At 33.5% G+C, this 1,882-nt stretch carries 2 protein-coding genes and 1 pseudogene; all 3 read left to right on the top strand.

What is annotated here, in order from left to right; all coding sequences use genetic code 11:
- The first annotated feature begins 94 nt into the window (after positions 1-94).
- Positions 95-718 carry an ATPase gene (locus RMN92_RS07690; RefSeq protein WP_309608882.1) on the top strand — a complete coding sequence of 208 codons (624 nt, stop codon included), beginning with the start codon at positions 95-97 and terminating at the stop codon, positions 716-718.
- A 151-nt stretch (positions 719-869) separates the two neighbouring features.
- The gene (locus tag RMN92_RS07685) at positions 870-1,490 is read left to right on the top strand and encodes a hypothetical protein (RefSeq protein WP_309608881.1); all 621 of its coding nucleotides are present in this window, start codon (positions 870-872) and stop codon (positions 1,488-1,490) included.
- A 181-nt stretch (positions 1,491-1,671) separates the two neighbouring features.
- Positions 1,672-1,882 (top strand): annotated as a pseudogene (locus RMN92_RS07680) (hypothetical protein); the annotation flags it as partial.

Genomic DNA, 1,882 nt, shown 5'->3' with positions numbered 1-1,882 from the left:
GTCGAGAGACAGGCTATCGTCACTTCGAGTGATTTTTAAGTTTTTTACATAAAAATTGTATCGAGAAGCTTTCCAAAAACTAAATAACATTCAAATGGAAACAGAAATAAAATCCCACTACAACTACGAGCAAGTAATCATCTGGCTCGAAAAAAAAGGGGTCGAATTATACGGAAATCACTTCAAAATCCTTGAAACGGATCACCCCATAATTTACAAACTCATTGCTTATTTTCTAAAAGACAAACCTACTTGCTTTCAGTTCAACATAGACCTCAACAAAGGAATTCTACTTTCTGGACCAGTTGGTTGTGGCAAAACATCATTATTAAATTTGATGAAATATTTAACGCCAACAGAACACAAATTTTTCGTAAAACCCTGCCGGGACATCAGTTTTGAATTCATCCAGGACGGCTACGAAATAATCCACAAATACAGCAAAGGTAAACTCTATCAATCCGAACCCAAAACAATCTGCTTCGATGATTTAGGTACAGAAAACAATCTAAAATACTTCGGAAACGAATGCAACGTAATGGCAGAAATTCTATTAAGTCGCTATGATATTTTCACAACCAAAAAAATCCAAACCCACATAACGACAAACCTTTCAGCTTCTGAAATCGAAACTCATTACGGCAATCGAGTAAGAAGTCGAATGAGGGAGATGGTCAACCTGATTGCATTTGATAAAACTATCCTTGATAAACGCTAACTGTCATTGCGAGGAACGAAGCACCCGAGCGTTAGCTAATCTCATAGCATCAAACAAAATTGAGGGACTAAAAAAAATTCGTGCTAATCCGTTTAATATAAGTCATCTGCGTGCCAATATTTTGTAAGCGAAACGCACAAAATCAAAAACTATGAACCAAATAACAAATTTCTGGAACCTCTTCAAACAAAACAACTTCGTGTTTCTATTACTAAATGAAATCCCAAAAAACGAACTCAAAATACATTTTGATAAATTAACTACACTACTGCGCCAATATAACAAAGACCTAGACCTCATCATCAAAAATAAAACAAACAATGCAGAATTAATCATCACCGCAAACGGAAATCCTTATCTATTCAAAGAAGTAGAGTTACTAGTCCATAACGCACCAGCTGTAGAACGTTGGAAAATAATAGCATTTCTTCAGCCAGAACAAAACATAGATAAATACGAAAACGGTACCGACAAACCACTGGAATATTACGGAATCAGTTTACGAATAAGCGAAATGTATTTCATCTTATTAGAAAACCCAAATAAACCAACCGATTTAGGAATTAAAGTTTTGCTCAATAACTATATCATCCACAAAGAAAATCCAAGACTTTGCGAAGCAGTTTATGTTCACATAGAACATCTCATTGGCGAAAAAGCTTTTGCTAATGAGATTGCTTTTATTGAAATTGGACAATTAGAGGGTATCCAAGAAAACGTAATCGAATTGTATAATTTAAAAAGTTATATCGACTTAGTAATAAAGAATTAAGTTTCGGCTATAAATCCAACTTACTGCCAAAGATTAACAGAATAATTAAAATTATGCTCTAACAATTGACGAAATTTGAGATGAAAAAGACAAAGTTAACTTTCGGCAATAAAACTATTTTACTGCCAAAACTTAATTTTCAAACAAAAAGTAGTACATTCACGCCATATTTAAAAATAAAGTGGTAAAAACGATTGAAAACACAATAGAGAGTTACTTCAAATCTAACACCCAACTTTCCAGAGAAGAATTAGGAAACTTAATCAATAGAGACTTTCCAGAACTTTCGGAAGGAACGATAACCGTTTACCTATCTAAACTAAAAAAGGCAGGTAAAATAAACAATCCGGCTAGAGGATTTTATTCAATAACAGATAAACAAATCTTCAATC

The organism is Flavobacterium sp. (assembly GCF_031363805.1).
Taxonomy (GTDB): domain Bacteria; phylum Bacteroidota; class Bacteroidia; order Flavobacteriales; family Flavobacteriaceae; genus Flavobacterium.
This window is presented reverse-complemented; position numbering and strand designations above follow the sequence as displayed.

Excerpts from the sequence above, each read along its gene's own strand:
- RMN92_RS07690 (WP_309608882.1), top strand. The coding sequence starts at position 95 with ATGGAAACAGAAATAAAATCCCACTACAACTACGAGCAAGTAATCATC.
- RMN92_RS07685 (WP_309608881.1), top strand. The coding sequence starts at position 870 with ATGAACCAAATAACAAATTTCTGGAACCTCTTCAAACAAAACAACTTC.